A 1,680-nucleotide genomic window follows, 5' to 3' on the forward strand; every position below is an offset into this window, starting at 1 on the left:
CCGGAGCGATGCGCCTCACCAAAGGGGAAGCGGAGCGGGAAGGTCGGTTGGCGGAATTCCAACGCGCCGAAGCAGCGTGGGCTAAACTAAGGGAGTTGGGGATAGACCCTGAGAAACTGTGATTACTGGGTAGTAACACGAGTCGATGCTGTTGCTGAATTGATTTTATAGGCGAGGTTTAAAGTCTGCCAAGCAATTGTCCTGACCTTAAATTCTGAATTCAGCAACAGTCTCACGAGTCGGACAGAAAGAGTCGCTAATGAGATGGGGCTTATTGCAAAGCCCTATTGCTTTTCTGGCTTAGCTGTAAGAACCACATGAATCTAAAAAGACGATTTGAACTCCAAAATAAGGTAAGGCTTACCGACTCTTTTTGTCCAAGCAGTGTTCCTACCAGAAAGGCTGCGAGGGCGAGGATTAGGGCAACCAGCGCAACTACTTTTTTCTGGCTCTCGGTTTTGGTTCCGGCTTTTCTTCAAAAATCACTTTGTGATAGATTGTTTCCAGAGATAGTTCTAAATCCAGCGCTGCAATTTCTATACTGCCTTTGATGTCCTGCTTGAGTTCTAGTAACCATTTGTCGGCATCAAGCCGATGGTAATACTGGATATAAGGGCTGTACTGGTCAACCAGTAGATAATCCTGCAAACTAGGCAGGCTCTTGTATAACCTGAATTTACCTTGCTGGTCATATTTCATTGTAGTGGGCGAGAGAACTTCAACCACTACGAGGGGATTGGTAATCGTATCATTTCTACCCGGCATAAATAAAGGCTGACCGCAAATAGCTGTCACATCGGCGTAGGTATATTTTTTAAGCTCCTCGATTTGCAGCCTCATATCGCTGCCAAAAACAAAACAGGGCTTTTCCGCCACCGCCCGGCTGATGGCTGCCAGAATATTTGAGGCAATCAAATTATGATTAAAGGAACCACCCGCCATTGCAAATATAGCGCCGTCATAATATTCACTTTTATAATCTGCGGTCTCCTCCATCGCCAGGTATTCTTCTGGGCTGAAGAAGCGTTTAGAAAAAGCGCTGGTCATTTCCCCTCTTTTCTCTTTGCGCTATAATTATAGCATCAAAAAAGCGAAGTTCTCTCAGGTCGTAACACAGAGGCGGGAGCATGTTTCACCCCTTCTACCAATGTAGAAGAATAGCTCTGGCAGGAGTAACGCTCTAAGTTAAGCTTGGTTTTTGTTAAAGAAATTGAGCTAAGTCTGGGCAGTCTGTACGAGGGCATTGCCTTTGAAGAAAATGAATGACCATTGAGGAGGCAGCACTATGGCAAGACCACCCATCCATCCGGGCGAGATACTGGCAGATGAACTGAAGGAATTGGGCATTAGCGCGGCTGAGCTTGCCCGTTCTTTGCAAGCCAACCGCATCACCCAAATTTTAAGCGGTAGGCGTTCTATCACAGCGGATACCGCCTTGAGATTAGCCCGGTGGTTTGGTACCAGCGCCGAATTCTGGATAAATTTACAGAAGAATTACGAACTCCGCCTTGCCGAGCAAGCAGAAGGGCTGGAAATTGAACGCACTATCATCCCCCGACAGCAAACTTCCACGTTGGAGCATACCGTGAGTAACTCGAACTAGCGTAGGACTTACGATTATTTAAAAGATTCGTACAATTTGAAAGGCTTATAGCAAATGGATAAAGAACTTTGTGTGGT

2 protein-coding genes are annotated in these 1,680 nt (G+C 46.1%); one reads left to right on the top strand and one right to left on the bottom strand.

All coding sequences use genetic code 11. The features are described from left to right. Positions 1–435: 435 nt before the first annotated feature. Positions 436–1,047 carry a Uma2 family endonuclease gene (locus tag WCK19_RS18485; protein WP_342398883.1) on the bottom strand — a complete coding sequence of 204 codons (612 nt, stop codon included), beginning with the start codon at positions 1,045–1,047 and terminating at the stop codon, positions 436–438. A gap of 238 nt (positions 1,048–1,285) precedes the next feature. Here WCK19_RS18485 and WCK19_RS18490 point away from each other — a divergent pair, with 238 nt between their 5' ends. Further along, on the top strand, positions 1,286–1,603 hold the full coding sequence (locus WCK19_RS18490) for a HigA family addiction module antitoxin (RefSeq protein ID WP_342398884.1): 318 nt from the start codon (positions 1,286–1,288) through the stop codon (positions 1,601–1,603). Positions 1,604–1,680 lie beyond the last annotated feature (77 nt).

Source organism: Candidatus Chlorohelix sp., from assembly GCF_037138995.1.
Lineage (GTDB): Bacteria > Chloroflexota > Chloroflexia > Chloroheliales > Chloroheliaceae > Chlorohelix.

Excerpts from the sequence above, each read along its gene's own strand:
- WCK19_RS18490 (WP_342398884.1), top strand. The coding sequence starts at position 1,286 with ATGGCAAGACCACCCATCCATCCGGGCGAGATACTGGCAGATGAACTG.
- WCK19_RS18485 (WP_342398883.1), bottom strand. The coding sequence starts at position 1,047 with ATGACCAGCGCTTTTTCTAAACGCTTCTTCAGCCCAGAAGAATACCTG.